The sequence below is a fragment of the Clostridia bacterium genome (assembly GCA_035561135.1).
Taxonomy (GTDB): Bacteria; Acidobacteriota; Terriglobia; order Terriglobales; family Acidobacteriaceae; genus DATMYA01.
On the sequence record DATMYA010000085.1, the window covers coordinates 50,838 to 76,945 of the forward strand.

Consider the following 26,108-nt stretch of genomic DNA (forward strand, 5'->3'; position numbering starts at 1 on the left):
GTGAAATGTTGGTCTAACCTATTGGATTCCGTGCGACATCACTGCGATTCGCCCGTCTTCATTATTGCTGCAATATCACGCCTGCCTTGCGTAACACCTTTCGCGTTAGACCTGTAAGCGGCAATTGCAAAAGACGCTCTGCGCGAATCCACTTCCCCGTTCCCTGCGCTCTCGGCAACTCCACGACCGTAACCTCGTAATCGGTGTTGGTGATGGAGTGCTTGTGTTTTGCGAGCACGCGTTCGCCATTGCGACGTACGATTGCCGGAAGCTCCCACATACCCGGCATCAACCCTGAGCTTTCCGAACGGCGCACCAGGTACACTCTGTCGGCTTTGCGCGCAAGTCCGTAAGCAACCTGCTTTCGCTGCCGTGCCGGCTGTGGCCGCGCCGGTACGCCGCCCGGAAGCTTGCACCACGCACGCAGCGGACAAGCCTGGCAGTGCGGCTGCGCAGGTGTGCATACGGTCGCGCCCAGTTCCATCATGGCCTGGTTCCAGTTGCCCGCGTGGCGCGCGTGCAATAGCGACTGCGCAAGCTCCGCAAACATTCCGGCCGACGGAGTCTGAAGGGCGAACATCCGAGTCAGCACGCGCTCGACGTTGCCATCCACTACCGCCGAGTCATGCTCGAAGGCTATGCTCGCGATCGCGGCACTCGTGTATTTGCCAATGCCCGGAAGTTTAGCCAGCTCTTCCGGCGTTCGCGGCAACTCCCCGCAGAAGTCCTGCACCAGCACCTTCGCGCACTCATGCATTGCACGCGCACGTCGGTAGTACCCCAGGCCGCTCCACACGGCGAGGACGCTCGACAGATCCGCCTTAGCCAGCGCCTGCACCGTCGGAAAAGCGCTCAGAAAAAGCGCGTAATGTTCCAGCACCGCATTCACCCGCGTCTGCTGTAACATGATTTCGGAAACCCATATCCTGTACGGAACCTGGGTCCGGCGCCAAGGCAAGTCTCGATGGTTCTCCGCATACCAGCGGAGCAAGCGCGAGCGGAGCCGCCGCAACTCGGGCGCAGAGATATCCAGTTTTTCAGGCATCAACGAAGCGATTCTAAGTTGCCCCGCGTCACAGCGCAAACCGACGGGTGCAACACGGCCCTACACGTGAGCATCTTTCTCAATCCAAAAGCAGGAGTCCGCGTGAGAATCCTTTTGCCTATTGCAGCGCTGTTCACGGCAGCAATGCTGATTGCGTGTGGCGGCGGGAGTTCGTCGTCCACTCCGGCGCAACCACCCGGAACAGGCGGTGGAGGCACCACGAATCCAACCGGAGCGCTGGTGACGCCGACACCGGTTACACCGGCTGCAGGCGGCAGTGTTACGGGAGTCGACATCACCGTCCCGGCCAAAAGCCCTACCCTCAATGTCACCGTGTTGGGAGTTGCCGAGTCCTCCTCCAGCGGCGGCACCGCTTCGAATACCGGCGGTCTCATCCACCGTGGCAGCTCCATGCGCATCATCATGTTTGGCCCCGGACTTTCTGCCAATTCACAGATCAGCATTTCCGGTCCTCCCGACATTTCGATTGGCACCGTGCAGGCGATCACTTCCACAAAGGGCACTCCCGGCGCCGCGTTTCTGGCAACAGTGGATGGGGCAGCCGCACTCGGCGCCAGGACCGTGATCGTGCGCGACAGCAATGACAACGTGTCAACCTTCACCGGTGGATTGGAGGTCATTCCGTGAGAACCATGACATGCCTGCGAATTCTGTGTGGGTTGGCCGCCGTGGCCGGCACTGCGTTTGCGACAACGGTCATCCCGCTCTCCATTGAGAAGTTAACAACGGAATCGGCCGCTGTCGTGGAAGCGCGCGCCATCGATGCCCGCTCCGCCTGGAATGCTGAACACACGCGCATTTACACCTACACGCGCTTTCAGGTCGGACGCGTCCTTAAGGGCAAGGCTTCCCAAACCATCACCGTGAAGCAGATCGGCGGCAGCGCCGGCGGGTACACGCAGAAGGTTGCAGGCGTGCGCCACTGGAACCCCGGTGATGAAGCCGTGCTCTTTCTGCATCCCAGCGCGGAAAAGGACGGAACATTGGCCGTGACTGGGCTCATGCAAGGAAACTTCAGTATGCGCCACTTGCCTTCTGGAGAGGTCGTCGTCAGCAATGGCGCTCCAGACGTTTCTGCTTTCCAGACGGAGAAACGCTCGGTTGATGCGTACCGCGGCGCTCACTTGTCGCTACGCGAACTTGAGTCGCGCGTAGAAAAGGCGGAGGGACGATGACCGAGCCAGGCAGAGACGCGCGCCCCATCAGCACCGTACGCCGAATATCCTCCGTAGCCTCGATCGCCGCCATCGTGCTGCTCGGTCTCTTGATCACGATACCGACCTTCTCCTATGTCTCCATGTATACGCATGGCACCGGAGGAGCACAGCCTGACCACTGGGATTTCACCGCTTTCCCCGTCACGTGGAGTTTGCGCCCGGGCACGGGCAGTAATGTGACGGGCAATCGTCCCGCCGCGGATGTGATCCAGGCATCGTTCGCTACCTGGCAAGCGGCGCCCAACACATCTATCTCCGTCGCACGTGGCCCCGATACTATGGCCTCGGGCGGCTTCGATGGCGTGAACGTAGTCTGTTTCATCTGCACCGATAGCGCCCTCAACGAAGCGGGGACGCTCGCCGTTACTATCACCACTACAGCGGACAGAGCCGGCCAGGACACGAAGCACGGCCAGACCTCCCGATTCGTTGGGCAGATCCTCGATGCCGACATCCTCTTCGGACCTTCCGTGAGCTACACCACGGGAGGCACCAGCGGCCACGATCTGCAAACGATTGCGACCCACGAGATGGGTCATTTCCTCGGACTCGACCACTCGGCGGTGGTGCGCGCCGTCATGTTCCCCTTCGCACCGGGTACTCCGTTGCAGACGCTTGGGTATGACGACGTCGCCGGCGTTTCCAGCATTTATCCAAAGTCCACACCGGACACTCCAACCGGTGGGATATCCGGCACCGTGCGTTTCGCCTCCAGCGGGCCTGTCTTCGGCGCACATGTATTCGCAGATTCGGATACGACCTTAACGGCATTCGGCAGCAACATCCGCAAAACGCCGATAGGAGCCCTCACGCGCCCCGACGGGACTTACTCCATCCAAGGCGTTCCGATTGACACCTACACCGTTATTGCCGAACCCATCGACGAGCCGATGACCAATAGCGACCTGGAAGGCTACGCTTCGGCATTCGGGAAAACTTCCGTGCAGACCGACTTCAATACCCGCTGGCACTGAATTCGCTGCGGTCGTGAACCAAAACAAAAAGGGCCGCAAGGCCCTTTTCAAGTTGCTGACTAACTCACACACGCAGAAGATCACACACCGAAAAAGAACCTGAGCGAAGCGAAGTATCTGCTTGTATCGCAGCCGGAAAACACTGTCCTACTTCGAATCTTTGTCCTTGGCCTTTTGTTTTTCGCTTGCGATTTCCTTCTCGACTTCGCGGATCACTTTGTCCAACTCCGCCATGGTGGTCTGCTGGTTAGAGAGTGCGTCGCGGTACATGTTTCGGCGGAATTCGCTTTCGGCCGCATTAATGTCCTCCGCTAGAGTCTTCAGCTTCTTATTAAGAAGCTCCTTGTCGCGTTTTGCGATCTGGAGTTTGTTGTCGAGTTCTTTCAACTTCTCGGTTTCCGATTGCGGCTGCGCACCGGCGACACCGCCCGTGTCACCTGCCGGCTTCCCCGTGTTGGGCCCCGTTTCAGTAGAAGATGCGGGTGCCCCCGAACTGCCGGAACTTGCCGAAGCTCCACCGGAGGATGCACCCGCAGAGCTGGCTGCGGGCTCCGGCGTGCGCTGCGGCATATCGTCGTCGGTGATGATGCGCCGCGCCTTCTTCGTCGAGGACTTCTGCTTCGCCACCTCACCCAGCGAAGGTTGAGATTGCCCGGTCGAGACGATGCTGAAGAGGCACACAAGGGCGACAGTCGCGAACAGCAGCATAGGACATCGGCGAAGCATATCTCTCTCCTAGAACGTCAATTCGTGCAGGTTCAGCATCATCGGTGGTTGTGGTGTCTGTTTCTGGGCCAGCGCGCAGGCGTTGAAGTTGATGGCGGCGCTGCCGCCGAGGGTATTGTCTACAAGCGATCTTTTCCCGGCAAGAACCGCCCCATAGATGTTCGTCTTTTCAGAGCCGCCACCCGTAAACTTGACGACACCCCTGACGATGATCAGCCCGTAAAACTCCATGCCGCCGTGGATGTCGAGATCGCCGTCAACGATCAATATGCCGTTTCCGGACGCGCTCGATGTCAGCATCGCATCCCCAGGTATATAGGTTATCTGGGGGTTTGCTTGGCCGAGTGCGGGATCCGACACGGGAACATCATACTCATCGTACTCGGGCGGAAACTTCGGACGTATCCCAAATACCTGGTTTGAATGAGTGCCGCACTCATCACTCGCACCGGGGGTGGTAGAGGGCGTGCAGGTCCAGTTATAGGAGGGAGTTCTCGCCACATTCACTGCCCCATCCTTGTATCTCTCGATCATGGCCGGAATGTCGTGCTCCCAGTTCTGCCCTTCCGCCACCGGCGGCGTCCTTCCCGAAGTGAGAGTTTCCGAACTGTTTGGCGCCTCGACTGTGCTGCTAGAGAAAATCGCCCACTTCGTGTTATCGCAGACCTTGCCTTCACGACTCGGGCACGTCGTACTCTTTACCGTGACCGCATTGCTGCCGCTGCCGGTCGTTGTAGTGGTCGTCACGCACTTGTCCATCTGGCACGAGCAATAATCAAAACCGTTAATATCCAGCTTTCCGTTCAGAGTAACGTGATCTTCAGAGTCCACTGCGGCATTTGTCATGATCGGCGGGCTCTGTGCTACTTCCATCTGGAGCATTCGCCGCGAACCGAGCGGCGTCACTGCCAGCGACGTTAGCCGCCAGACGCTCTGGTAATACTTGCCGATTCCCCGATCTTCACAATTGGCCATACCAGCGGGCTTTAAAATCTGCCGGGTGCCATCCCAGCACACGGGGGTATTGTTGTTAACGCCCGCGACGGGCGTCTCGACATAGTGCGGCGAAGCCGACTCATTCCCCTTCAGAGTGATTCGCACCCATTTGTAATCGATTGCATTGCTCGTTCCGGTTAATGGATCGAAGTTGGTTGGCTCCGTCCGGTACCAGCCAGCTGCTCCCTGGGTCGTCGTGCAAGGCAAGCTTGGCAACGAGACCGCGGGATCGCCGCTTATCGCGCCGAGGCCAGAGAATTTCTCGTGACAGAGCTGGTCATCGAAGTACTTGCTGGAGAGAGTCCAAGGTTCGACCGCATCCGTTCCGTTCGAATTCAGGATGTAGTACACGCCCGTCGCATTCCCGGCAGCCGGCATACCGGCCGGTGTCACCGTCGGAACCGCCCCCTCCATCAACCGAACTCGCGCTTCCTGCAAGCCAGCCGAAGCGGCGAAATACGCGCGCTGAGTGTCGCGGTAATTACTGTTGATCGACGTCTCGGTGTCGGTCATGAACATGAGTGCCATCGCGATGGCCGTAATCAGCAGCAGCGCGAACATGCACATCAGCAAAGCCACGCCCCGCTGGCTGGCTGTAACCTTCGTTGAGTTCATCATGCTCATCTCCTAATTTCCAGGAATGCGCGCGCTGCCAGCCAATGTGATCGCCGGACGCATACCGGTCTGCATATCAGCCTGGCTCCCAAGAACATTGATATTGATCTTGATGGTGCGAATCGACTTCAGTACCGCACGGCCCGCTGGCGTGCTGAAATCGGCTGGTCCCACGGCATTCCCCAGCGCATCATAGGCCGTGAAGACGTTGGCGGTTTTGTAAGCCGCGTACACCGTGTTGTTAGGAGAGGTGCCTGTGTACCCACCGATGGTGTAGCCGGCGACGTCCGTCCCCGAGCCGTTCGCGCCACCGCTGTTCACGACGTCCAGTAGTTCGGAATTTGGAGATACAAGTTGTGCGGTCGGCGCAGTCGCGTCCGCTTTGGGAACCTGGCTCCGCTCGACGCGGCAAGGACAATTGCCATCCGCATCCTGCACGAGCCTGTAATCCACGCTGTCCACCGTGCCGTCCCCATCGACATCGCCTTCAAACTGGATCTCGTCGTACGCAAACCTCACCAAGCCCACGGCGTTCCTGAGATCATTCGCCGGAGTCGCGGCGAGGATACCCGCGCCAAACATCTTGGAATTCGGATACCCGGCCTGGTGCAGGTCGCGGATGACCTGGTCGAGGAATTCGCGCGACTCCTGGGTCAGGTCGAGCTTTTGCTCTTCCGCCTTGTAGCGCTTCTGCACCGTGTTGACTTGCTGGAATACGGCGCCCATCACCACAACCAGGATGCCCACCACGACCATCATTTCCAGCAGTGAGAAACCGGCTTGCGAAGCACTTGCCTTCAGCCTGCGTGTCATAGTCCCTCAGTTCCCCGCCACGGCGATTGTGCGCAAGGTCACAGGCGGCGTGAAAAAGCGAAGGTTGTTCCCATTCGCCGCGGCGCTTAGGTTTGCCTGGCGGGCGGAAACCGTGACTACCTTCGAGTAAGGATTGTTCGTCCGCACGTTCCAGCGCACATCGTAGGTCATTTGCCTTCCACCGCTGCCGCAAGCGACGTATTGCATTCCGTACCCTAACGGCACATTGGCGACTGTCTGGGTGAAATCGATTTTTCCATCGACCAGCGCCGCGCCGGCCGACGTCCCCGGCGCTCCTCCTCCGGCTGTATTGATGTTGAAGGATGTGCCACCAGCAACCGTCGAGTTGCAATCATGGATGGTAACGATCGTGTCCCCCGGCTGTGCTGCGATCGTCTCGATGACCATCTGCGCCGCCAGCGTCGCACCCGTATCAACCTTGTTGCGGTTGTTGGCCGCGATGGCAGTCGTGATGAGTACCAGCGCTCCGGCCATGCCGACCACCAGCATCGTGAGCGCCAACATGAGTTCGATCAGACTCATGCCACGTTCACCCCCTCTACGCGCAAATCGCTTGCTGCAGGATTTCTTCATAAATGCACTCGCCTTTGCTACTGGTACTTGCCGCCGCTGTAGGACAGGCTTCTGATGCGACCCAAGGGCGTGATCAGGACGGCCGCCCAGCTTGTTGCGCCGAACGTTTGATCACCGCGAAGGTAGTACACGAACGCAACCGTATTCGCGCCCTGCTTAGTAAGGCAGGTCTGCGACGTGCCACTCGTAACCATCACGCACGGCAGTCCGCGACCGTTGAATCGCGGCGCCGTGCTGCTGTACACCACGCCGGCGGCCGTAAAGTCGGTGGTGGCATCGCCAGGGTTGCCGGAGCTCTGGAAGGACACAGTGCGAGGAAACTGCATCATCGGCTCCCCTGCATCGTAGCTGCCATTCGGAGCGCCGCCCGTGGAGGTTGGCATATCGATGTAGATCCGCTTGCCGCCGCTATCCAGCGTGACCGGGAGAGGCCGATTCAGCCGCACGGACTGTATGCGCGCCTGCTGCAACAATGACGCCACGCTTGAAGCCGATTGCTTGAGACGGTAGTTCGCCAGAGCCGTTGATATGGTCGGCACGGCCATCGCAGCCACAACCATCGTGATCAACAGCACGATCATGAGTTCCAGCAACGAGAAGCCGCGTTGAACTTGTTTGCTTGGCATCATGTTCAGTTTCTTTTCCCGCATACGCGTGAAGTCCGCGCACTGGCTGAAACCAGCGCTCACGCAGGCGTCAAGGCAACTCCGAGGGAGACGGCTCCGCATACTACTATCAAAGCATTCGGAGTTCCACCAGATTACCTTGGTGAATGTACTTGATAAATAAAGGGTTTCAACGAAACCGGAGGGGGAAAGGGTGGAACGGAATTGTCCCAATGTAACAATTTGTTACATTTAGGGAACCAGTAGGGACTCAGCTATTCTTGACCTCAGAGTAAAATCTTGATCCAAAGCAAGCTGCTGGAGATAGTGCTCACGCGATTCTCTTCCCGCGTTCAGCCTCTGATCTGGTTGCAATCTGCAGCACACGCGGATGTTGCAGGCGTTCGAAGTCCTTGTATGCTAGCCGCACGAGTTCGCGGTGAGAGCCGGCGTTGAATGCAATCTCGAGGTCTTTCGAGAGTCTGTCGTCGATGTAGACGGGCATGTCGTACAGCACTCCGAATGGAGGCATGGCACCGACTTCACAGTCTGGGAAAGTGCCCTCGAATTCCTTCTCTGTTACGAGGGAAACATCCTTCGCGCCAACTGAGCTACGCAAGGCATCCAGGTCAAGGTATCTCGATGCGGGAACTACAGCCATCGCGAGTTGACCGTCAAGTCTTACCATCACGTTCTTCGCGATCTCATTTCCGGGAATATGCGTGATTGCCGCGATCGCCGCAGCCGTATACGCCCGCGAGTGAATGATCACAACATAGTGAACGCTGTTCCTATCCAGAAACTCCTTCAATCGTTGAACGGGCATGTTACCTCCTGGCCTTGCCGACTCACGCCAGAGTACGTGGGATGTGAATATTCGATTGGAAATTCCGGGCGATAGCAGCGGCAGTGGCAGTGCACCTCTCCTAGCTCACAAGAATACTAATGCCGTGGCCGTTCAATCACAAAGCGGCTTTGCTTATTTTATGAGAGTCCGTTGTATCGCCAAGCCGCGGCGAGCTAGGGCCAGCGCAGGCCGCAGCTACTTAGTCAAACTGTTACCAGCCGCCGGAACCGAAGAGTGTGCTACGAGCACCCAGCCCTTACCCAATTCTTGCCACACGCTCATCATGCGCACCGGAGCCGTCGGCAGCGGGTGCCCATTCACCGTACCCCGAACGGTGATCAGGTAAGTAACCACCAGGTCTACGCCTGCGGACCGTGTCTGTACTTCGCCTATCTGGAAATCCTCGAGTTCGAAACTCTTTACGTGCTCCAAGGTGCGCGCGCGATCGAGCACCTCCGATTCGTTGATCGCTAACAAGAGCGGAGCCATGCGCCTTTCGAGCGACTTCCAATCCTTGTCTTTCACGTCCTGCCAGAACAGTCGCTCCAGTTGTTCCCCGCTCGTCGCACTGCTCCAAGAGGCGTGCTTCTTCGGTCCCCACATGGTGCAGGCGCACGTTGTGCACGCCAATGTTGCCACCAATAAAAGCACGACAAGCTTGTTTCCAGACATGCAGAAATTGTAGCTCAGGCCATTCACCCCTCGCCTGCTCTCCGGCGCTGTGTGTCCGCCAGGGATTCGGAAAAGCCACACCCTTCCACCTGGCTCATCGCTCTCTGGCATAAAAGAAAGGGCGCGATGCCGAAGCACCGCGCCAGCATCAGGAACTATCTATCAATACCCGTGCTCCCCACCTTCCAGAGATACCTTCCCGCGGAACATTCGATAAATGAACACGAAATACGCAATCGTCAGCGTGATCCCGACGGCAAACCACGCCAGACCGATCTTCAGCCCATACGCGCTGGTAACGCTGTTTGCAATCGTCAGGTTGAATTGCGCTCCCGTCGAAGCCGGCAGCACATTCGGGTACAAAGCAAAAACCGCACCTACCAGCATCAGCGTAATGTACGCCGACGACGCCAGGAACGCGTTACGGTCGTTCCCCCGCTTATACGAATACAGCATGAACGCCAGGCTCCCGAAAACGATGGCCGGGATTGCGTAACCGACCGGCATCGCCTTGTAATTTGCCAGCCACTCCGGACGAATCGAAATTGTCGCGAACAGGCTCACCAGCGTAAGCACCAGCAGCACAGGCCACAGGATCAGGCCAACGCGGCGGGCGCGAAGATTTAGTTCGTCCTCCGTTTTCAGCGCGATGTAATTCGCGCCGTGAACGGCCAGCGTGACCAGCGCGACTACGCCGCTCATCACCGTGTACCAGTCCAGAATGCCGGGCTGAGGTCCTACGCGCCAGTTCGTGAACAGTGGCAGGAAGAAGTAGTGATCGGGTGCAAGCGGCACTCCGCGAATCACGTTGCCGAGCGCGGCGCCAAAGAAGATTGCCAGCAGAATGCTGGAGAGCGCGAAGATGCCGTCGAAGAAAGATTTCCAGACCGGCTCGCCGATGTGCGCGCGGAACTCGATACCGATTGCGCGCAGCATCAGCAGCCAGAGAACCATCATGAGCGGCAGATAGAAACCGCTGAAACTGGATGCATACAGCTGCGGGAAAGCGAAGTAGAGCGTGCCGCCGGCAGCGAGTAGCCACACTTCATTGCCGTCCCACACCGGACCGATCGAGCGAATGATCCTCTTGCGGTCATCCTCCGTCTTGCCGATAAATAGGTGAATGATTCCTGCGCCGAGATCGAAACCATCCAGCACGACGTACGCGGCGATCATGACTGCAACAATGCAGAACCAGAGAGTTGGCATGGTTATTTCGTCACCTCCGCGTATTCGACAGCGTGCTTCACCTTCACAGGAGCCAATTCCGCGCCCTCGGGACCATGCTCGAGTTCTCTGCGGATCAGGAACAGGAAGAGCACCGAGAGCACGACGTACATACCCATGAAGCCGATCAGCGTGAACATGGCATTGCCTCCCGATACCGTTTTCGAGAAGCCTTCGGTTGTTCGCAGTAGCCCATAGACAAGGTATGGCTGACGACCAACTTCAGCCGTTATCCATCCCGCTGTGTTTGCGATGTAGGGGAACGGGAAGCTCAACAACAGCGCCCAGAGCATCCATCGAGATTCGAACAGTCGCTTGCGCCATAGCAGGAATGCGGCGATTACCATCTCGGCCATGAAGATGGTTCCGAGGCCGACCATGATGTGGTACGAGAAATAAAGCAAAGGAATGTTCTGCGGCCACTCCGATTCGGGGAATGCGTCCAAACCTTTCACTTCGGCATTCCACCGGCGATAGGTCAGGAAGCTGAGCATCTTGGGCACGACTATAGGGTTGTCGATTTTTCTCGCTGCAACGTCCGGCTGCCCAATGATCACCAGTGGCGCGCCGGGCTGCGTCTCGAACAAAGCCTCCATGGCCGCCAGCGTTGCCGGCTGATGCGTCGCCAGGTTTCGTCCCTGTCCGTCGCCGGTAGGACCGATCAGCAGGATGGCAAACAGCAATCCCGATACGACGCCGACTTTGAGAAATATCTTCGCTTGCTCAAAGTGCTTCTTGCTCAACAGGTAGAACGCGCCTACGGACATCATGACGAACGCACCTGTCAGCGCCGCACCGGACATATTGTGCAGGTACTGCCAGATCGCCCACGGATTCAGCAGTAATCCCCAGAAACTTGTCAGCGTCACGCTGCCGTCAGCCGTGCGCTCGTAGGCCACTGGGTGCTGCATCCACGCGTCAGTCGCGATGATGAAGTATCCCGACAGCCACGAACCAACGAACACCATCATGGCTGAGAACCAGTGCATCCACTTGCTCAAGCGCTTCTCGCCATACAAGAAGAGTCCGAGGAACGCAGACTCCAGGAAGAATGCGAATACGCCTTCCATGGCAAGCGTCTGTCCAATGACTCCGCCAGCGTACTTGGAGAAGTGCGACCAGTTGGTGCCAAACTGGAATTCCATCGGAATCCCGGTCACGACTCCCAGGACGAAGTTGATGCCAAATATTTTTGCCCAGAAGCGAGCGGCTTTGGCGTATCTGTCGTCGTTCTTCCAGATGGCCAGAGACTTGAGTACCACGATCAGCGGCGCCAAGCCCATCGTCAATTGTGGGAATAGGTAGTGGTACGTCACCGTGAAGGCAAATTGCAGACGGTGAATCAGAAGTGCGCTGTCCATGTAGATCCTCAGTGAGGAGATTACCACCGGGAACAACAAAGGTCGTCCACAGATACCCAAAGAACCAGAGCGCAGAACCTGAAGTGTTTGGGCAGTCGGACAAGGCCCTGGCGTGTTGATTCCCCGCTGTCATTTTCCCGGTGCCCGTCCTAAGCTGCTGTGACTCGCGTCACATAAGGTCGGTTACTCTGCGGCCCAGGAAGTTGCGCGCAGCGGGAGTCTCGGACAAGTTCGTTGCTCAACAAAAAAGGCGCGCACGCGGCGCGCCTTATCTCACTCCTGCTGCTATTCAATTTCTACTGCTGCAAAGCGCGAGCCTGTCGCTTGCGTTCGGTCTCGACCCGGCGCATCTCGCGACGATGAGCGGCATCCTCAAAACGGCGCTTCTCTTCGTCTGTCTCAGGAATGGCTGGTGGAATCGACATCTTGCGCCCATGGCGATCCACCGCAACATACGTCACGTAGGCCGAGCTGACATGCCTTCGCTCTCCAGTGATGTAGCTCTCCACCAATACCCGCACGCCCGTTTCCAGTGATGTACGGTAAACGCGGTTGACCGACGACTGGAGAATCACGAGATCGCCGACGTGCACCGGCACCAGGAAATCCAGGTGGTCGATGGAAGCCGTCACGACATTGCTACGGGAATGCCGTTGAGCGGCCAGTCCTCCGGCAATGTCGATCCAGTGCATAAGGCGTCCGCCAAGCAGCGCGCCCAGCGGGTTCGCGTCGTTGGGCAGAACCATTTCGATCATCTCACTCTGGCTCTCGCGCACAGGGCGCCCTGCAACGTTATCTGTTACATCCATGCGTTCTCTCACTTTTTTCATGTTTTCTAATTCGATTGCGATTTCAGTTTGCGATTTCTTCAAACACCCGCGGAGCGCTCCCGCGGATGACGCCCAAGGTAAGAAGTAAGATAACAGGCAGCCATCGTTTGCATGCGAGAATCAGAATGGGTGCTCAGCCAGCAACCCCGGACACAGTCGTATTCGACCGTGCCGTGCTCCACCGGTGCGTGCTGCCGCTCTACCGAGTAGTGTAGACGGATGCTCAGGCCTGCATCGCGCGCCACAGCAAACCGCACCGCATCGGCTTTGCGGTCGCCCGGGAGTCGCGGACAAATTTGTGCGTAACCCAAATTGCACAGCTCTTTCAATTCCTCGTCGCTGGGCCGGATTCCTTCGAAGCCCGGAGCCTCGCAGGTTCCGGCAAACCCATCCCCCAGCGGCAGCCGTTGCCGATGCGGCCACAGTTCGACATCGAGCCGGACAGTAGGCTTGAAGAATGGGCAGGCCACGGAAAATCCCTCTCAGCTCATTTCGCTTGTTGACGGTTGTCGCGAACGTGAAGGGAGTCCACGCGCGTCGCCCTATTCTAGCTTCGCTCGGCGCAGCGTGCCATTACGAATTCCAGCGGTCGCTGCGCCTGCGATCCGGTCCGCGCGCCGCGCACGTCTGACGCATTCAATACTGAGAGGCAGCCTCACCTCAAAAATCTGCTCCGGTGCAGTAGTATGTCAATCATTCCTGAAAGGACCCGAATGACCGAGAATCCCCGAGTCGCAATGTTGAGAGAGATCTTAACGGAAAACCCCGGCGACGCGTTTGCGCGTTACGGCCTCGCCATGGAATATTCAAACGCAGGCGACACCGACGCCGCGCTGGCAGAATTCCGCAGCCTGCTCGACAGGCATCCCGACTACACGGCCGGATACTTTATGGCCGCACAAACTCTCGCACGCGCTGAGCGCAAGGACGAAGCGAAAACAATGCTGAATACCGGCATCGCCTCCGCGCAGCGCACAAGCAACCGGCAAGCACAGTCCGAAATGCAGGCCATGCTCGACGAACTGGAACTCGATTATTAAAAGGAAGGGCGGGCGAGCATACCGCTCGCCCGAAATGCCAGTTGGTGCTGTTGAGCGTAAGCCTTAGTCTCCGCTGCTGCCCACAGCAACCTTCTCCTTTTCCTTAACCTTGTACCCGATTTTGTCCCGTGCCATAGAGACGGCCTTATCCTGGCACACGTCGCGGTCATTCATCATGTCATCACCGGTGGGGATACAGACAACGTCAGGCGTCACGCCGCGCTTCTCGAGTTCTTCGCCATCCGGAAACACAGCACGAGCCGTGCCGATCTGCACGCCGTAAGGGATTGCGTTTTGGGCACCGTTCGTGCCGGAGAAAAAGCGCGAGACGGTTACCCGCCCCGGCGAGTGATCGCCGATCACCACAGCCCTGCCGGTCCTCTGGAAGTGCCGCGCGAACAGTTCCGCCGCACTTCCCGTTCTGCTGTCGATCAGGATGTACATCGGAACGTTCATGTTAAGCCTCTGCGGCTTCACCACCCACGGCTCCGTCTTCTTACGGGAAATTATGGTGAACGCAGCCGTTTCCTTCTGCTCGAATATCCCCGTAAAGCTCTTGAGACAATCGAGGCTGCCGCCCGGGTTGGAGCGCAGATCTATCACGATCGCCTTAGCTGACCGTACCTTCTCGATCAGTCCCTTCAGGAAATCTTCCCCCTCACTCGGAAACTTGCGAATCCACACATAGCCAATTCCACCCTCACGGGTGGCTGTGTAGTAGGGGTGCTCCTGTTCCTCGTTTTCTGCTTCAATGATTGAGTCCCAGATGTCGCCTTCCCGCGTGCTCGATCCAAGCAGTGCTGGTTCCGTTTTTCTACGAGCTTCCAAGCGCATTGCTCGTGGCGCTTCGTTGCCGGTCTGCACAACCATGTCGATCGACAAGCGCGGCCGTAGCACCCGCAGATCAATCATCATTACGTCGAACGTTGCGCGGTCGCACCTATACCCATTGATCGATATCAGCCGGTCGCCGAGTTTCAGCCCAGCCTTCTCAGCTGCGTCTCCACCCCGCAATTCGAAGATTCGAATGTCATCGCCGATCGCCTTAGCGTCGAAACCGTAGAACAGCTTGATCGCACGCGCCGGTGGCAGGAACTTCGTATGCGAATCTTGCAACTTATCAACGAATACGTAAATTGCAACCAGCATCTCGGTTACGGATTTTGCTTTGTCGATCCTCTGGCTGGCAGCCTCGAGCTGCGCCTTCCAATCCAGCGACTTCAGGCCGGGGTCGTAGAAGTTTTTTTCTACGTCTCCCGCCACGTTCTTCAAGATAGCTTTGTACCGGCCTCGTTCGAAAGAGAGGTCATCCGCAGCAGCGCATGGCACCACCAAGGATAGCGCAGCCGCTACGATTGCAAGCACACACAGGGCCCGGAGTGCAGAGATGCGGATCATCGTTAAGCCTCCTGGTTTGGTGCCCGTCCTTATACTGCTTCCTCTTCACCGGTGTATGTGACGGGGTGGATATTTTTCGTTCGCCGAATAAGCCTGGATTCGACTACTTGGGCGATTTCGAAACCGGCTTCGCCGCTTTGCGCATCAACGATTCCAGCGTCTCTGGAAACAGCCTGTACATCCAGATCACCAGCCAGTCTCGCGCCGGGACCACGATCTCGCGTTTGTTGCGCTTGTAGCCGTTCACCACCGCCTGCGCGACGCGTTCAGCGGGAATGCCCCGTTGTTTCGCGCCGCCGATTCTTTGGTACTCGGTCCCGCGCACCGCATTTGCCGCGAAGTCCGTTTTTACGTACCCCGGGCAAACGGTCAGGACGTTGACTCCCGTGCCGTGCAGTTCCACCCTCGCCGCTTTGCCGATACTGTTCAGCGCACTCTTGGCCGCACAATAAGCCGCCATGTACGGGACTGCCACGTGTCCGGCTACGCTGGAGATGTTGATGATGCAGCCTGTGCCCTGCTCTCGCATGACAGGTGCAACCAGTTGCATCGCGTCGATCACGCCGAACAAGTTGGTGTCGAACATACGCCGGCACTCACCAACATCCAGCTTTTCGACCGAATCCAACAGTCCGAAGCCGGCGTTGTTTACCCAGACATCGATGCGACCATAGCTGACCAGCGTACTCCGGAGTAGCTGCTGGAGTTCCTCGCGTGACCTCACATCGCAGGCCAGTGCCATCGTTTGATCGAGCATGCCTATGCGTTGCCGCGCCGCCTCCGCCCGCGCCAGGTCGCGTGAGGAGAGCACGACCGTAGCGCCTTCCGACGCAAACTGCCGGGCTATCGCCTCACCAATCCCCATTGACGCGCCGGTCACGACCACAACTTTTCCTGCGAGTGTCATGCTCTGCTTGTATGTGGCTTGAGAAGCAAAGTCAATGCGAGAAACGGGAAAGTGCGCAACGCTTCAGCGGCATTTCACGTCCAATGAGATATGTCCGAACAGCAGGCCTAGGACCCGGACTGTCGTCACACGCATTTGTGATAAGCGACGTATAATCCGGGTCCATCCTCCCGCGCAATGCGGGATGCGGATTTCCCCAACGAGCAAACAGCGTTGGCCCTGGAATGCCCTTCCGTTCAGCTGGATTCGGCAGGAGGTATAGCTCTCGATGAAGCTGTCGCGAACCCTCGGCGAACTCCGCCACAGTACTTATTCTGAAGACCGTCTGCGCCATCGCCGCGTAAAGGACGAGATGAGAGAGAACCTCGTCGGTCGCCTGCGACAGGGCGGCACCCTGTTTCCCGGCATTGTCGGTTACGAAGACACGGTGGTTCCGCAACTCGTCAATGCCGTTCTCTCGCGCCACAACTTCATTCTGCTCGGCCTTCGCGGGCAGGCCAAGAGCCGCATTCTTCGCGCGCTTACTTCCCTGTTGGACGCCGAGACGCCTTACGTTGCCGGGTGCGAGATCCACGACAACCCTTACGCGCCGCTTTGCCGACGCTGTCGCGAACTCATCGCCGAAATTGGCGACGAAACCCCCATCACCTATCTCTCCGCGGATGATCGTTATGTCGAGAAGCTCGCCACTCCCGACGTTACGATTGCCGACCTCATCGGCGACATAGATCCCATTAAGGCCGCACGTGGCGGCCACGAGCTCAGCAGTGAGTTCACCGTCCACTATGGACTTCTCCCTCGCGCCAATCGCGGCATTTTCGCCATCAACGAACTGCCCGATCTTGCCGGAAAAATCCAGGTCGGGCTTTTCAATATCATGCAAGAGGGCGACATACAGATCAAAGGCTATCCAGTCCGTCTGCCGCTCGACGTCGCTCTGGTCTTCACCGCCAATCCCGAGGACTACACGGCGCGGGGCAAAATCATTACGCCCCTCAAGGATCGCATCGGCTCCGAAATTCGCACACACTATCCGGTGACAGTCGAAGAAGGAATTTCCATCACCTCGCAGGAAGCCTGGATAGATCGCGATGGCTACAAATTGCAGGTTCCCAAGTACGTGCGCGAAATCGTGGAGCACATCGCATTCGTCGCGCGCGAAGACAAACGGATCGACAAGCGCTCCGGCGTGAGCCAGCGCCTGCCCATCAGCGTCATGGAGAACGTGATTTCGAATGCCGAGCGGCGCGCCATTCGCGGAGACGAGCAGTGCGTTGTGCCTCGTGTCTCGGACGTCTACTCCGCTTTGCCCGCCATAACCGGCAAGCTCGAACTTGAGTACGAAGGAGAGATGAAAGGGGCCGGCACTGTCACTCAGGAGATTATCCGCGTATCCATCGCACGTACCTTCGACACGTACTTCCAGAACGTTAATTTGAAGCAGATCGTCCAGTGGTTCGAACTCGGCGGAGAGATTCAGGTACTCGACTCGACCCCTGCCGTCGAAATGCTTCAACTGCTCCGTAGCATCCAGGGCTTGCTCGACAAGCTGGACACCTTAGAACTCTCGGACACCGATTTGCCCGAGGTACAGGTATCTGCGGCGGAGTTCGTTCTCGAAGGCCTACATGCCCACAAGCGCATTGGACGCACAGAGGAGCGCGTGTTCACCGCTGGCGAGCGCCAGCCCAAGCGTCCCGAGCGCGAGTTTAAACGTGACGACCTGGAGGAAGATGATTTCCGCCGCCGCAGACGCCCATTCAACTGAGAGTAGTCGGCGGACTTCGGACGGCAGACGGCGGACGCAAGGCACCAGACTTCAGACGCCTTCAGGCGTGCCGTAAGTCGCACTGAATGAACGCCGGCTTTAGCCGCTGAGCGTCAATGTTTCGATGCAGGCTACTTAGCCGCTGAGGTGAATTGGATTTTCTAGACCCTCGACTCGACCAATATGAAGCGTATCCGCTACTCAAAATACATCCCCGACCCTGCCGGCGAAATGAGCATGGAAGATCTGCTCGATGCCCTCTCGGACTTCCTGTTGCAGAGCGGCTTCGAGCAGATGTACTCGCGCTTCCAGCAACCGGGGGATGACGAGCAGGCGCTCAATGCCCTGCGCGCGGCCATCCGCGATGCGCTCCTGAACGGGGACCTCTTCGATGAGGAGCTGCAACAGGAGATTGAGCAGATGCAGGCTGAGGGCACGCTCGATAAGCTAATTGATCAGGTCATTGAGCGCATGGAGCAGGAAGACTACATTTCCGTTGACGCGCCGCACGATCCCGCGCGCCAGTCCAGCGTGGGCGGACAGGTCGGACAGCAGCAGGGCGAAGCCCGCTTCGAGGTCACCGACAAGGGACTCGATTTTCTCGGATACCGCACCCTTCGCGACCTTCTCGGTTCGCTTGGCAAGTCCAGCTTCGGGCGCCACGACACGCGCGATCTCGCTACCGGCGTCGAAGCCAGCGGCGCCAGCAAGCAGTATGAGTTCGGAGACACGCTCAACCTTGACATCACCGCCACGCTATCTTCGGCCATACAGCGCGAAGGCCTCTCGCTTCCGCTGAACATCGAGTACAAAGATCTTCAAGTACACCAGTGCGAATACCAGTCGTCGTGCGCGACGGTGCTCATGCTCGACTGTTCCCACTCCATGATCCTTTATGGTGAAGACCGTTTCACACCGGCGAAGAAAGTCGCGATGGCTCTCTCGCAGCTTATTCGCACGCAGTACCCCGGCGACTCGCTTTCACTCGTTCTCTTCCACGACTCGGCCGAGGAGGTTCCGATATCGCAACTCGCGCGAGTCAAGGTCGGCCCGTACTACACCAATACGCGCGAGGGGCTCCGCCTGGCACAACGCATTCTCCAGCGCCAGCGCAAGGACATGAAGCAGATTGTTATGATCACCGACGGCAAGCCCTCGGCGCTCACGCTAGAAGACGGACGCATTTACAAAAATGCCTTCGGCCTTGATCCGCTCGTGGTCAGCAAGACACTCGAAGAAGTTTCCAAGTGCAAGCGCGCAGGAGTTCTGATTAACACATTCATGCTCGCCAGCGATCACGGCCTTGTTCAGTTCGTGCAGAAGGTGACTGAAATGTGCCGCGGCAAAGCATATTTCACGACACCCTACACGCTAGGCCAATACCTGCTCATGGACTACATGGCGCGCAAGATGAAGACGATTCACTAGCAGTGACCAGTTGGCAGTGGCCAGTTGCCAGTGGCCAGTAGTTAGTCAAAGCATCTCATTGTCTTCCTTCTATGAAAAAAGGCATACCTGTCCAGTGATGTACGCGAAAAGGCTGCGGACAGTCTCCTATTCGTGAGTAACAAAATCTCTGGTGAATAGCTACGCCAACGTGGATCATCAGGGCGCACCTCCTGTTTGAGCTTGTGCTTCGAGCACCTCTACTACTCACAGGAAGTACGCCTTTATTTATATCTGAGCGAAGCGACGAAGTCGCGTAGTCGAAAGAGCAATATCGATGACAGCGGTACAAATGGGGTCCTTCGACTCCGCTACGCTCCGCTCAGGAAGACACAACCATGACAAAGCGATGAACAATAATGATGTGGCGCTAGTGCAGGGCTGGCAATTGAACTTCCTCTTTACGCGCTTGCTGCTTCAAAGTCGTCTGCTCGTACGTATACCGGATCCTGTGAATGACCGTGATCGTTGAAAAAATCGCCATCACCCAGAGCACGGGCCCCATATGATTGAACAGCGCTCCGATGATGACTAGCACGATGCGTTCCGGCCGTTCCATAAATCCGACCTTGCACTTCTCGATGAGCGACTCGGCACGCGCACGCGTGTAACTCACCATGACCGAACTGATCATGACGAACGCCACCAGTACGACATAGAAGAAGCGGTTGGCGCGAGCGTAGTAAACCAACAAGCCGAAGAAGAGTGCGACGTCGCTATAGCGATCGATGACGGAATCGAAGAAGCCGCCGAAATCCGTTACCTGGTTCGTGGCGCGCGCAACGCGGCCGTCCACCATATCGAAGATGCCTGCTCCGATAATGACCAGTCCGGCGTAGAAGAACATGCGCTGCTGGTTATTGTCGGAACTCGCGAACCCGAACAGCAGGGCGGCGGCGACGTTGATAAGCAGGCCTATAAACGTCAGCGCGTTGGGGGAAATACGGGTCAGTGCCAGTCCGTGAACAATCTTGTACAGGACCACGCCACAACCTCGTCCAACTGCGCTTGTCCAGGTCATTGTGCCTCGTCGTGGATGGTGGTAAGCGTCAGCACTTCCAGTTCGCGATTGCCGTTCGGCGTCACCACCGTGCTGACGTCGCCCACTTTCTTACCCATGAGCGCCCGCCCGATTGGCGAACTCGTCGAGATCAGTCCCTTGGTCACATCGGATTCTTCGCTGGTGACCAACTTGTACTCAATCTCTTCGTCCTTGGTCGAATCGTACACACGAACCGTGGAGCCCAGTGCTGCGCGGTCCTTGGGGATATTTGCGAGGTTCATGAGCGACAGATCGCCCATGCGCTTCTTAAGCTGTCCAAGGCGAGCCCGGACAAATTCCTGCCGCTGCTTCGCCATGTGGTACTCGGCATTTTCGCTGAGGTCGCCCATGGCAACGGCCTTCTTCAATTCCCTGGGAAGTTCGACATTCAGTTCGTACTCGAGCGTCTGGATCTCGTCTTCGAGCTTCTTCTTTATATGTTCTGACATGTCCTCGGCGGTCACCTGTTGGGCGGAAACCGCCCCGTACATCAAGGAATTATAACCTGACGCTACCTGGCGTTACTGTCTGTCTTGCAGCCAGAGGGGCCGCCATCGGCTTGACGGCTGTAAATCGTGAACACCGCGAGACTTAGACATCAGCACCGGAGATGCGCCCCGCCCTCGTTTGACGCTTTTCCACAAGCTCGCCTATAATGGGAAAGTTCCCTTCGTTCCTGCAAGACAGCGGGGCCACCCTCATGAATCATCAGACCTTCAGCATTGGCGATAAGGTTGTTTACCCGAACCATGGGGTCGGAGTGATCGAGCAGATCAGCAGCCGTACGATGGGTGCGACTGTTGAGAAGTTTTATCTTCTTAAGATTAAAGCCAGCAGTCTCAAAGTGATGGTCCCTTTCGGGAACGTTGAGAGCGTGGGACTTCGCCGGGTAATCAAAAATGGCGAGGTGCAGAAGATTCTCGAGTACCTGACCGACGGCGCCTGTGAAAGCCACGCCGATTGGAAGTACCGCTTCAAGGAAAATTCCGAGAAGATGCGTACCGGTTCCCTGCTCGAAGTCGCAATGGTGCTCAAGAGCCTGTTGCAGCTCAGCCAGACTAAGCCACTCAGCTTCCGCGAGAAAAAGATGCTCGAGCGTGCCCGCTACCTGCTGGTCAGCGAACTCGCCATGGCCAAAAACTGGGACGAACCAGAAGTAGAGCAGGCGCTTAACAAGGCTCTCGGAAAATGCAAACTGCGTTTCCCAGAGGCCTCCACCCTCGAAGCCTAACCACATCCGAAGCTAAGTTACCGTCCGAAGCTAAGTTACCGTCCGAAGCTAAGTTCTCCATCCGAAGCTAAACCAAAGGGATCGTCGAGCGGGGCGCCAAGCTCATGGGCGCGTAGTCGAAACGCCTTGCGTTTGCCTTCTGCGCTTCACCACGCTATGGACAGAACCTTAGCCGCACTGCGTTCTGCCTCCCCTGTGCCTGCAACCCGGCAAAACCTACTCACCGGCGCAAGAATCTAACTCGCAATGGCTGGTACCCTGCACATTTTTCGTCGCTCCGTCGTTGGTGGCTTCCCTTCTTACCAGGCGAACTATACGTATTCGAGCAAGAGTTTTGCTCGGGTCTTCGACAGCGAAGACCTGCTGCGCGAATTTCTCATCGAAGGGGTCGCGCTAGGGCCGTCGGATGTCGATGACCTGCTGGATGAACTGAATCACAGTGGAAAGGCTACCTTGACGAACGTGAGCATCGAAGAAACCGCTGCGGCCGAACTCGGCATGACGGAGTCGCCCAGCGACTTCTAGCGAACTAGCGAGCTACTCGCCGAGCCATGCGCCGTACGGGCGCAAAGAATCGATGTGGTCGAAGATGATCTTTACCGCAGCCGTGAGCGGCACCGCCAGGATCAACCCCATCGCGCCCCACAACCATCCCCAGAACAGCAGCGCCAGCGTCACCGCCAGCGGATTCAGTTGCAGCCGCTTACCGATCAGTTTGGGATAGAGCACGTTCAGCGCGAACAGGTGCAGAGCGAGAACGGTTACGACGATGACCAAGACGTCTTCCGAGCCAATCTGTCCCATGCCGGCGACCAAGGGCGGAACCACGGCAAGCACCACACCGAGGTACGGCACAACGCTCAAGAAGCCGCTGATGAAACCGAGGAAATAGAAATACGGCAAGTGCAGGTATCCGAACACGATGGTGCTGGCGAGACCCATGAAGATACCGACAATTACATTGCCAACGATAAAGCCACGGATCATGTCCGAAATCAGACCGAGCGTCACGTACGCCGTGTTGCGATTTTCCATCTTGAACAGCATCACGGTCGCCGCTCGCACGTGCTCCTGCCAACTCAGCATGAAATAGATAAGAAACGGCACAAAGGTCGCCAGCATTACAATCTCGGTCGCGTTCATGGCGCTGCTCATGAGCGTGTCCGTCCAATTGCTGGTCTGCTTCACCTTCACGGCGTTCTTATCTTCCGCGTCGGCTGGGAGCACGTTCTCCGTCGTCTTCTGGAATGTTTCCGCTTGCTTCCGCACGCGCACGATGGTGTGGCGGATTTTCCCTGAGTACTTTGGCAACTCCTGCACGAACGCAACCGCGCGGTAGTAAGAGAAGTATGTGATGCCATAGCAGACGCCAAGCATGATGCATACCGCGATCAGCGATCCGAACGAGCGGGGAATTCGAATGCGCTGAAGAAGCTCGACGATAGGCGCCAATACGAATGCCAGCAGGACGGAAACCAGGGCGACGATCAGCACCGGCTTTGCGAAGTACATCAGCGTGAGCACGGAACCGGTAGCGAGCACAATCAGCGTTGCGGATTGCAGGCGCGCGTTGCGCCGCCGCTCGAGTTCCGGGCCGGTATTCCGGTTCACCACGACCTCGGCGGGCTGAGTCGCGGCGGCGATGTGCTCGGCCTCATCGGGTTGCGTGCTGTAGGTCTGCTCAGGCATAGGTGAATATCCGAGTTGTGAGATGCGCGGTGCGGCTTGCGCGCTCCAAAACGTCAGACGAACTATACTTGCGCTGTGCCCGCCAACGAAACAGGTAATTCAGCACCGGTCGTACATGGCCGCATCCTCGCTCTGGACGTAGGTTCGCGCACGATTGGCCTGGCGATTACAGACCCGCTTGGCATCACCGCGCAGGGCCTTCTGACGATTCGCCGCAAGAACAAGCGCACGGATTTCGCCGCCCTGAACGAGGTTATCGCACGTCACGAGGTGTGCGAGATCGTAGTAGGTCTGCCGCTTCGGATGAGCGGCGCCGAGGGCATCCAGTCGGAGCGCATCCGCGAGTTTGTCGTGGATTTGGAAAAGCACTTCAAGCTGCCTATACATCTTTGGGACGAGCGCCTGACGAGCGTCGAAGCTAACCGCGTCCTGCGCTCCAGCGAGATGTCCATAAGCAAGCGCGCCGCTGTCGTGGATCAATTGGCCGCCGTGCTGATTTTGCAGAACTTCATGGAGGCGCGGCATTCGAAACGGCTCCATGACGAAGAGCTCTCGGAAGGCGATTCATTGTAATCTCGCTTGGCGCGCCATCCGATCGAAGTAGATGTTTCCGGGAACATGCGACATACGAATTGCGTAGGTTCATCTAAACTGGACTGAATGCGAGCGCTTCTCAAGCTGATCTTTGTCGCCCTGATTGCCGCTATGCTTTGGCTGGCATGGGCGATCTTCGCCCCGCTGCGTCCGGATACGACGAGGTACGTTCTGCTTCGTCCGGGCTGGTCAACGCGGCGCATCGCCCAGGAACTCGGTGCCGCCGGCGTGCTGCGCAATCGCCACGCCTTCCTGCTGGCCTACTACGCGGGCAAGCGTAGGACGCTCAAGGCCGGAGAATACAAATTCGACGAAGCAGAGAACACGCTCGAAGTGATGGATCGCCTGGAGCGCGGAGATGTATACGTACACACGGTTGTCGTGCCCGAGGGCTACAACATGTTCGAGATCGCGCAAGCCGTGGAACAGGCAGGACTGGGGAAAGCTGCCGACTTTCTCGCTATCGCACGTACCGAGACCAGCCTTATCCAGAGCGTCGATCCGCAGGCGAAGAGCCTTGAAGGCTACCTCTTCCCCGACACCTATCAATTCACGCGGACACAGAGCCTTCATGACATGGCCGCGGCCATGGTGAAGCGCTTCCAGCAGGAAGCACGCGCCATCGGCTTGACGGAAAATGTGCACCAGGTCGTGACCCTGGCTTCCATCATCGAGAAGGAAACCGGGGTGCCGGAGGAGCGTCCGATTGTGGCCAGCGTTTACTACAACCGCTTAGGCAAGCGCCTCGGGCTGGCGGCCGATCCCACGGTGGTCTATGCTTCCCTGCTCGACGGCCGTTATCGCGGCACCATCTATCAGAGCGATTTGCAGGCCGACTCGCCCTATAACACCTACAAATTTGCTGGACTACCGCCGGGGCCCATCGCCAATCCCGGACGCGCATCGCTGGAAGCAGCCATGCGCCCGGCGCAAACGGAATTTCTTTACTTCGTCGCCGAAGGCAACGGCTCGGGACGCCATCGGTTCGCGAACAGCTACGAAGAACATGAGCGCAACGTGGTCTCTTATCGCAGGGCCGTCAACGGACGCCAGTTGCCTGCGCGATAAACTTATTCGAGTGTCCGTGGAACACGCGATGCAACCTTGTAGCCGCGTATACTCGAGCATCTAGAGCTTTAGGTCAAAATCACGCATGAATCGTTTTACTTCGCGCTATCTTTTGGTACTCGTCATGCTCCCGCTCCTGCTTTTTTCGAGTGGCTGCCTGTTCCGCTCACGCAAAGTGGAGCAGCGAGCGAGCACGGCTCCTCTGCTGACGGCCAACCAACAGGAACTCGTCGCCCGCATCAACGCCGAAGCAGCCCAGATCAGGACCATGAATGCAACGGTCGATATCGCGGCCTCTGTAGGTGGCGCGCGTAAAGGCAAAATCACGGATTACCAGGAGATTCGCGGGTACATCCTCGCGCAGAAGCCGGCGATGCTGCGCATGATAGGGCTGTTCCCGATCGTGAGAAATCGCGCGTTTGACATGGTCAGCGACGGGCAGGAGTTCAAGCTATCGGTTCCGCCCAAGAATCGCTTTATCGTCGGCCGCAACGACGTGATTAACCCTTCCAGCACGAAACCGCTCGAGAACCTGCGTCCGCAACATATCTATGACGCCCTTCTGCTCCGGGAAGTCGACCCGCAAAACGAGATAGCGGTTCTGGAAGGGGCTACGGAAGACGTCATCGACCCCAAGACGAAAAAAGCGGTGCAGCAGGGGACCTACATCATCAACGTCATCCGCCGTGATGGCGGCCCGGCGTGGTTTCTTTCGCGCAAAATCTACTTCAACCGCGTGAACCTCACTCCGGATCGCCAGATCGTTTACGACAAGAACGGCAACGTCGCCACGATCGCCGAGTACAGCGATTTCCGGAGCTACAATGGCGTGAATTTTCCCAGCCGCATTCGCATCGTGCGTCCGCAGGAAGAATACGAAATCGGCCTGAAGATGGTTTCGCTCAAGTTAAACGAACCGCTCAAGCCCGAGCAGTTCAACCTGCAGCAGCCACCCGGGTCGCAACTCGTCCGGTTGGACGCGAATGGTAACGCGCAGACCGCCAGCGGCGACGGGAAATGAGCTGCGGAGCTAGTGGTAGCCTCATCGCCCTCATCGCTGAGACGAGCCGCTGAGCTGTTGAACTACTGAACTGGCTGAGCTGCGAGCCGACCCAAAAAGCCTATCTTCCTGCGCGAGGGCGCAAGCCTGAGTCGAAGGATCCCTTTTGCAAGATTCTTTCTGCCCAGCCCGGCGCTGACCTAAATTCGTGATGATTGTAGGGATCCTTCGACTCCGCGACTCCGTCGCTCCGCTCACAGGAGGACAACGAAACTCAAACGCCTCAGTCACTCACAGTGTAGTGACTCAGCCGCTCAGTAGCTTAGTAACTCTGTCTTTGGTGGCTCAGCGACTCAGTAGCTCAGCAGCTAAGAAGCCGCTC

27 protein-coding genes are annotated in these 26,108 nt (G+C 57.7%); 11 read left to right on the forward strand and 16 right to left on the reverse strand.

Annotation, left to right across the window (positions count from 1 at the left end; translation table 11 throughout):
• Positions 1–61 precede the first annotated feature (61 nt).
• Positions 62–1,045 carry an A/G-specific adenine glycosylase gene (locus VN622_16875; GenBank protein HWR37538.1) on the reverse strand — a complete coding sequence of 328 codons (984 nt, stop codon included), beginning with the start codon at positions 1,043–1,045 and terminating at the stop codon, positions 62–64.
• Positions 1,046–1,147: 102 nt separating this feature from the next.
• On the opposite strand from VN622_16875, the gene VN622_16880 reads away from it, so the two are divergent.
• The 3 genes from VN622_16880 to VN622_16890 are packed head-to-tail and all read left to right on the forward strand — an operon-like array spanning position 1,148 to position 3,257.
• The gene (locus VN622_16880; protein ID HWR37539.1) at positions 1,148–1,693 is read left to right on the forward strand and encodes a hypothetical protein; all 546 of its coding nucleotides are present in this window, start codon (positions 1,148–1,150) and stop codon (positions 1,691–1,693) included.
• Positions 1,690–2,241 carry a hypothetical protein gene (locus VN622_16885; protein ID HWR37540.1) on the forward strand — a complete coding sequence of 184 codons (552 nt, stop codon included), beginning with the start codon at positions 1,690–1,692 and terminating at the stop codon, positions 2,239–2,241. The genes VN622_16880 and VN622_16885 overlap by 4 nt, the downstream gene beginning before the upstream one ends.
• On the forward strand, positions 2,238–3,257 hold the full coding sequence (locus tag VN622_16890; GenBank protein HWR37541.1) for a matrixin family metalloprotease: 1,020 nt from the start codon (positions 2,238–2,240) through the stop codon (positions 3,255–3,257). The genes VN622_16885 and VN622_16890 overlap by 4 nt, the downstream gene beginning before the upstream one ends.
• Before the next feature lie 147 nt (positions 3,258–3,404).
• Here the strand turns inward: VN622_16890 and VN622_16895 are convergent, their stop codons facing one another.
• From VN622_16895 to VN622_16940, 10 genes are all read right to left on the reverse strand, one after another.
• Complete coding sequence (locus VN622_16895) at positions 3,405–3,983, reverse strand: hypothetical protein (GenBank protein HWR37542.1); 579 nt, start codon at positions 3,981–3,983, stop codon at positions 3,405–3,407.
• Positions 3,984–3,992: 9 nt separating this feature from the next.
• The gene (locus VN622_16900) at positions 3,993–5,597 is read right to left on the reverse strand and encodes a hypothetical protein (protein ID HWR37543.1); all 1,605 of its coding nucleotides are present in this window, start codon (positions 5,595–5,597) and stop codon (positions 3,993–3,995) included.
• A gap of 9 nt (positions 5,598–5,606) precedes the next feature.
• On the reverse strand, positions 5,607–6,407 hold the full coding sequence (locus VN622_16905) for a prepilin-type N-terminal cleavage/methylation domain-containing protein (protein HWR37544.1): 801 nt from the start codon (positions 6,405–6,407) through the stop codon (positions 5,607–5,609).
• Between the two features lie 6 nt (positions 6,408–6,413).
• Positions 6,414–6,950 carry a hypothetical protein gene (locus VN622_16910; GenBank protein ID HWR37545.1) on the reverse strand — a complete coding sequence of 179 codons (537 nt, stop codon included), beginning with the start codon at positions 6,948–6,950 and terminating at the stop codon, positions 6,414–6,416.
• A gap of 68 nt (positions 6,951–7,018) precedes the next feature.
• Positions 7,019–7,630: a GspH/FimT family pseudopilin gene (locus VN622_16915; GenBank protein ID HWR37546.1), complete on the reverse strand. Its 612-nt coding sequence runs from the start codon at positions 7,628–7,630 to the stop codon at positions 7,019–7,021.
• Between the two features lie 307 nt (positions 7,631–7,937).
• A complete protein-coding gene (locus VN622_16920; protein ID HWR37547.1) occupies positions 7,938–8,432 on the reverse strand; it encodes a YbaK/EbsC family protein in 495 nt (164 codons plus the stop codon).
• A gap of 216 nt (positions 8,433–8,648) precedes the next feature.
• Complete coding sequence (locus VN622_16925) at positions 8,649–9,125, reverse strand: nuclear transport factor 2 family protein (GenBank protein ID HWR37548.1); 477 nt, start codon at positions 9,123–9,125, stop codon at positions 8,649–8,651.
• A 162-nt stretch (positions 9,126–9,287) separates the two neighbouring features.
• The gene (gene cydB, locus VN622_16930; GenBank protein ID HWR37549.1) at positions 9,288–10,334 is read right to left on the reverse strand and encodes a cytochrome d ubiquinol oxidase subunit II; all 1,047 of its coding nucleotides are present in this window, start codon (positions 10,332–10,334) and stop codon (positions 9,288–9,290) included.
• A gap of 2 nt (positions 10,335–10,336) precedes the next feature.
• A complete protein-coding gene (locus VN622_16935) occupies positions 10,337–11,713 on the reverse strand; it encodes a cytochrome ubiquinol oxidase subunit I (GenBank protein ID HWR37550.1) in 1,377 nt (458 codons plus the stop codon).
• Between the two features lie 296 nt (positions 11,714–12,009).
• A complete protein-coding gene (locus VN622_16940; protein ID HWR37551.1) occupies positions 12,010–12,543 on the reverse strand; it encodes an acyl-CoA thioesterase in 534 nt (177 codons plus the stop codon).
• 737 nt (positions 12,544–13,280) lie between these two features.
• Between VN622_16940 and VN622_16945 the strand changes: the two genes are divergently transcribed.
• The gene (locus VN622_16945) at positions 13,281–13,583 is read left to right on the forward strand and encodes a tetratricopeptide repeat protein (protein HWR37552.1); all 303 of its coding nucleotides are present in this window, start codon (positions 13,281–13,283) and stop codon (positions 13,581–13,583) included.
• 63 nt (positions 13,584–13,646) lie between these two features.
• On the opposite strand, the gene VN622_16950 is transcribed toward VN622_16945, so the two are convergent.
• On the reverse strand, positions 13,647–14,981 hold the full coding sequence (locus VN622_16950; protein HWR37553.1) for a S41 family peptidase: 1,335 nt from the start codon (positions 14,979–14,981) through the stop codon (positions 13,647–13,649).
• 103 nt (positions 14,982–15,084) lie between these two features.
• Complete coding sequence (locus VN622_16955) at positions 15,085–15,888, reverse strand: SDR family NAD(P)-dependent oxidoreductase (GenBank protein ID HWR37554.1); 804 nt, start codon at positions 15,886–15,888, stop codon at positions 15,085–15,087.
• A gap of 268 nt (positions 15,889–16,156) precedes the next feature.
• On the opposite strand from VN622_16955, the gene VN622_16960 reads away from it, so the two are divergent.
• Both VN622_16960 and VN622_16965 read left to right on the forward strand, forming a co-directional pair.
• Positions 16,157–17,656 carry a magnesium chelatase gene (locus VN622_16960; GenBank protein ID HWR37555.1) on the forward strand — a complete coding sequence of 500 codons (1,500 nt, stop codon included), beginning with the start codon at positions 16,157–16,159 and terminating at the stop codon, positions 17,654–17,656.
• Between the two features lie 183 nt (positions 17,657–17,839).
• Positions 17,840–19,084 (forward strand): VWA domain-containing protein, encoded by a 1,245-nt coding sequence (locus tag VN622_16965; protein ID HWR37556.1) that lies wholly within the window; start codon positions 17,840–17,842, stop codon positions 19,082–19,084.
• 388 nt (positions 19,085–19,472) lie between these two features.
• Here the strand turns inward: VN622_16965 and VN622_16970 are convergent, their stop codons facing one another.
• Both VN622_16970 and greA read right to left on the reverse strand, forming a co-directional pair.
• On the reverse strand, positions 19,473–20,123 hold the full coding sequence (locus tag VN622_16970) for a CDP-alcohol phosphatidyltransferase family protein (GenBank protein HWR37557.1): 651 nt from the start codon (positions 20,121–20,123) through the stop codon (positions 19,473–19,475).
• On the reverse strand, positions 20,120–20,593 hold the full coding sequence (gene greA, locus VN622_16975) for a transcription elongation factor GreA (GenBank protein ID HWR37558.1): 474 nt from the start codon (positions 20,591–20,593) through the stop codon (positions 20,120–20,122). Before greA ends, VN622_16970 begins: the two co-directional genes overlap by 4 nt.
• Positions 20,594–20,799: 206 nt before the next feature.
• Here greA and VN622_16980 point away from each other — a divergent pair, with 206 nt between their 5' ends.
• Positions 20,800–21,375, forward strand: coding sequence for a CarD family transcriptional regulator (locus tag VN622_16980; GenBank protein HWR37559.1), 576 nt, complete (start codon positions 20,800–20,802; stop codon positions 21,373–21,375).
• A gap of 246 nt (positions 21,376–21,621) precedes the next feature.
• On the forward strand, positions 21,622–21,900 hold the full coding sequence (locus VN622_16985; GenBank protein ID HWR37560.1) for a hypothetical protein: 279 nt from the start codon (positions 21,622–21,624) through the stop codon (positions 21,898–21,900).
• 12 nt (positions 21,901–21,912) lie between these two features.
• On the opposite strand, the gene VN622_16990 is transcribed toward VN622_16985, so the two are convergent.
• Positions 21,913–23,064, reverse strand: coding sequence for an AI-2E family transporter (locus tag VN622_16990; protein ID HWR37561.1), 1,152 nt, complete (start codon positions 23,062–23,064; stop codon positions 21,913–21,915).
• A 75-nt stretch (positions 23,065–23,139) separates the two neighbouring features.
• On the opposite strand from VN622_16990, the gene ruvX reads away from it, so the two are divergent.
• The 3 genes from ruvX to VN622_17005 all read left to right on the forward strand — a co-directional run bounded on the left by ruvX (position 23,140) and on the right by VN622_17005 (position 25,747).
• Entirely contained in the window at positions 23,140–23,637 is a 498-nt protein-coding gene (gene ruvX / locus VN622_16995; GenBank protein ID HWR37562.1) for a Holliday junction resolvase RuvX, read from the forward strand.
• A gap of 87 nt (positions 23,638–23,724) precedes the next feature.
• Positions 23,725–24,726, forward strand: coding sequence for an endolytic transglycosylase MltG (mltG, locus tag VN622_17000; protein HWR37563.1), 1,002 nt, complete (start codon positions 23,725–23,727; stop codon positions 24,724–24,726).
• 85 nt (positions 24,727–24,811) lie between these two features.
• Positions 24,812–25,747 carry a DUF4292 domain-containing protein gene (locus tag VN622_17005; protein ID HWR37564.1) on the forward strand — a complete coding sequence of 312 codons (936 nt, stop codon included), beginning with the start codon at positions 24,812–24,814 and terminating at the stop codon, positions 25,745–25,747.
• The last annotated feature ends 361 nt before the right edge of the window (positions 25,748–26,108 follow it).